Annotated in this window: 1 protein-coding gene; it reads left to right on the top strand. The window is 70.6% G+C overall.

Annotated elements, in window-relative coordinates:
• Nucleotides 1-1244: formamidase (gene fmdA, locus PSD17_RS27675; protein WP_013675887.1), on the top strand; the 1244-nt coding region annotated here is incomplete at both ends.

Genomic DNA, 1244 nt, shown 5'->3' on the forward strand with positions numbered 1-1244 from the left:
ATGCCCGATGTGGTGTTCACCGTCGACCAGGCACGATCCATGCGCGACCAGGCCGTACCCGGCCACAACCGCTGGCATCCCGACATCCCGCCCGCCGTCACCGTCCGGCCCGGCTCCTCGATCCGCGTCGAGTGCCGCGAATGGACCGACGGCCAGATCGGCAACAACGACTCCGCCAACGACGTCCGCGACGTCGACCTGTCCGGCGCGCACATGCTCTCCGGGCCGATCGCGATCGAGGGCGCCGAACCCGGCGACCTGCTCGTCGTCGACATCCTCGACCTCGGCCCGGTCCCCCAGGAGATCGGCGACGCCCCCGGCCAGGGCTGGGGCTACACCGGCATCTTCTCCAAGGCCAACGGCGGCGGGTTCCTCACCGACCACTTCCCCGACGCCTACAAGGCCATCTGGGACTTCTCCGGCCAGGCCGCCACCTCCCGCCACATCCCCGGGGTGAAGTTCACCGGCATCACCCACCCCGGCCTGTTCGGCACCGCCCCCTCACCGGAGCTGCTGGCCCGCTGGAACGCCCGCGAACGCGCCCTGATCGCCACCGACCCCGACCGCGTCCCCCCGCTCGCGCTGCCGCCACTGGAGGAATCCGTCCTCGGCGGCACCGCCACCGGCGACGCGCTCGCCGCGATCGGCCGCGACGGCGCCCGCACCGTCCCGCCCCGGGAGAACGGCGGCAACCACGACATCAAGAACTTCACCCGCGGCAGCCGGGTGTTCTACCCCGTACACGTGCCCGGCGCCCTGTTCTCCGGCGGTGACCTGCACTTCTCCCAGGGCGACGGGGAGATCACCTTCTGCGGCGCGATCGAGATGGGCGGCTTCATCGACTTCCACGTCGACCTGATCAAGGGCGGGATGGCGACCTACGGCGTCACGACCAACCCGATCCTGATGCCGGGCAACGTCGAGCCCCGCTACTCGGAGTTCCTCACCTTCATCGGGATCAGCGTCGACCACGGCAGCGACACCAACCACTACAACGACGCCACCCTGGCCTACGAGAACGCCTGCATGAACGCGATCCGCTACCTGGAGAAGTTCGGCTACAGCGGCCCCCAGGCCTACCTGCTGCTCGGCGCCGCCCCGATCGAGGGCCGCGTCTCCGGCGTGGTCGACATCCCCAACGCCTGCTGCTCGCTCTACCTGCCCACCGCGATCTTCGACCACGACATCCGCCCGTCCGCGTCCGGACCGGTCCGGGCCGACCGCGGCTCCTGCGCGGTCTCGTC

This window comes from Pseudonocardia sp. D17, assembly GCF_036984265.1.
GTDB lineage: Bacteria > Actinomycetota > Actinomycetes > Mycobacteriales > Pseudonocardiaceae > Pseudonocardia > Pseudonocardia benzenivorans.